The sequence below is a fragment of the Mycobacterium sp. genome (assembly GCF_050701675.1).
Lineage (GTDB): Bacteria > Actinomycetota > Actinomycetes > Mycobacteriales > Mycobacteriaceae > Mycobacterium.
In genome coordinates, this window is record NZ_JBOGDD010000630.1 from 1 (window position 1) to 2,682 (window position 2,682).

Sequence of the window (2,682 nt, forward strand, 5' to 3'; positions counted from 1 at the left end):
CTCCGACATGCGCGGCGTCAGGTCGGCCACCGTCGCGGCGAACCGGTTGACCGCTGCGCCGACCGCCAGCGGCTGTGGGCGGTAGTTGAGCAGCCACCGGCCGGCGCGATCGATCAGGCGGCGCAGATCCAGCGTCATCCGATCCGTCGTCGCCACCGGGACTCCGGCCTCGCCTGCCGCCCTGATCTGTCGCCACACCTCGCCAACGCCGAAGATCTCGTCGGTGGCGACGAAGCAGCGCACCGCGTCGACCGGCCGGACGCCGACGTCCTCGGTGATGCGGTAGGCGTAGCTGATGCCTGCGGTGTCGACGAGGTCGTTCACCAGCATCGTCGTGACGATCTCACGACGCAGCTGGTGGGTCCGGATCTCACTACCGAAGCGGTCCCGCAGCTGGTGTGGGAAGTATTCGGGCAACCGGGCCGCGAAGACTTCCTGATCGGGCAGCTCGCCGGCGAGGAGTTCGTCCTTGAGCGCGAGTTTGACGTAGGCCATCAGAGTCGACAGTTCGGGTGACGTCAGGCCCAGCCCGGCCTCGGTGCGCCTGCGGATCTCCTTCTCCGCCGGTAACGCCTCCAATTCCCGATTGAGGCCTTGGTCGGCGACCAACGCCCGGATCTGACGGGCGTGCACCGGCAGAAGTCCCACGGCGTTGGCACGGCTGGTGCCCAGCAGGTCGTTCTGCGCGGCGTTGTCCTCCAGGACGAGCGCCCCGACCTCCTCGGTCATCGACATCAGCAGGCCGGTGCGCTCGTCGGCGCTCACCTGACCCCCGGTGACGAGGGAGTCGACGAGGATCTTGATGTTGACCTCGTGGTCGGAGCAGTCGACGCCCGCGGAGTTGTCCAGTGCGTCGGTGTTCACGTGCCCGCCGTTGAGTTCGAACTCGATGCGACCGCGCTGCGTGACACCGAGGTTGCCGCCCTCGCCGATCACCTTGGCGCGCACGGCGCTTCCGTTGACCCGCACCGCGTCGTTGGCGCGGTCACCGACGTCGGCGTCGGATTCCGACTCCGCTTTGACGTAGGTCCCGATGCCGCCGTTCCAGAACAGGTCCACCGGGGCCTGCAGGATCGACCTCATCAGGGCCGGAGGTGTCATCTCCTCGACGTCGTCGGCCAGCCCGAGCGCGGTGCGGACCTGCGGGCTGATCGGGATCGACTTGTGCTCCCGGCTGTAGACGCCGCCACCGGAGCTGATCAGGGTGCGGTCGTAGTCATCCCAGCTGGAGCGCGGCAGCTCGAACATCCGGCTGCGTTCGACCCAGGAGGTCGCCGCATCGGGGGTGGGGTCCAAGAAGACGTGGCGGTGGTCGAACGCCGCGACCAGCCGAATGTGCTTGGACAGCAACATGCCGTTGCCGAACACGTCACCGCTCATGTCGCCGACCCCGACCACCGTGAAGTCTTCGGTCTGGGTGTCGACGCCGATCTCACGGAAGTGCCGCTTGACCGATTCCCACGCGCCCTTGGCGGTGATGCCCATCGCCTTGTGGTCGTAGCCCACGGATCCGCCGGAGGCGAACGCGTCGCCCAGCCAGAAGCCGTAGGACTTGGCGACGTCGTTGGCGATGTCCGAGAACGTCGCGGTGCCCTTGTCGGCGGCGACCACGAGGTAGGCGTCGTCACCGTCGCGGCGAACGACACCTTCGGGTGGGGTGACGACACCGGTTGCGGTGTCGACGTTGTCGGTGACGTCGAGCAGGCCGGAGATGAACAGTCGGTAGCAGGCGATGCCCTCGGTGCGTAGCGCGTCGCGGTCGGCGGCGGCCTCGCCGGTCGGGGTGGGCGGGTTCTTGAGGACGAAACCGCCCTTCGCGCCGACGGGCACGATCACGGCGTTCTTCACCGCCTGCGCCTTGACCAGGCCCAGGATCTCGGTGCGGAAGTCCTCGCGCCGGTCCGACCAGCGGAGACCGCCGCGCGCCACGAAGCCGAACCGCAGATGCACCCCCTCGACCCGAGGCGAATACACGAAGATCTCGAATCTCGGTCGGGGCAATGGCAATTCGTCGATCAGACCGGCATTCATCTTGATCGCCAGGACGCCCTGGCTGCGGGCTGAATCGGGTCCGGTGACGAAGTAGTTGGTGCGCAGCGTCGCCTGGATCATCGAGGCGAATGCCCGCAGGACCCGATCGGTGTCGAGGCTGACCAACGCGTCGATGCCTTGCGCGACGGCGACGGCAGCCGCCGATGCGTCGCGCTTCTTGCCCGATTCCGACTGCGCGTCCTCCGGATCGAATAGCGCCTCGAAGAGCTCGACCAGCGCTCGCGCAGTGCCCGCGTTGTCGTTGACGACCGTCTCGATGTGTGACTGACCGTAGGGAAATCCTCCCTGCCGCAGGTACTTTGCGTAACTACGCAGCACCGTGACCTGTTGCCAGGTGAGCCCCGCCCGCATCACCAGCTCGTTGAAGCGGTCGATCTCGACCCGGCCGTGCCAGATCGCGGTGACCGCATCGGCGAACCGCATCGCGGTGGCTTCGCGCTGGGCGGGGTCCTGTTCCTCCCGAATCGAGTGGTGTGGCGAGATCTTGAACTGATAGATCCAGACCGGCATGCCGTCTGCCCTGGTGACGGTGAACGGGCGTTCCTCGAGGACGACCACGCCCATGCACTGCAGCATCGGAAGCAGAACGCTCAGGGACGCCGACCGGCCTGCGAGGTACCACGTGAGGTT

The 2,682-nt window shown here is 67.2% G+C and carries 1 protein-coding gene; it reads right to left on the bottom strand.

The annotated features are described in order from the left end of the window. Window positions 1-2,682 (bottom strand): NAD-glutamate dehydrogenase domain-containing protein (locus tag ACRDUX_RS19405; RefSeq protein ID WP_526415647.1); only part of this gene is annotated, 2,682 nt, incomplete at both ends.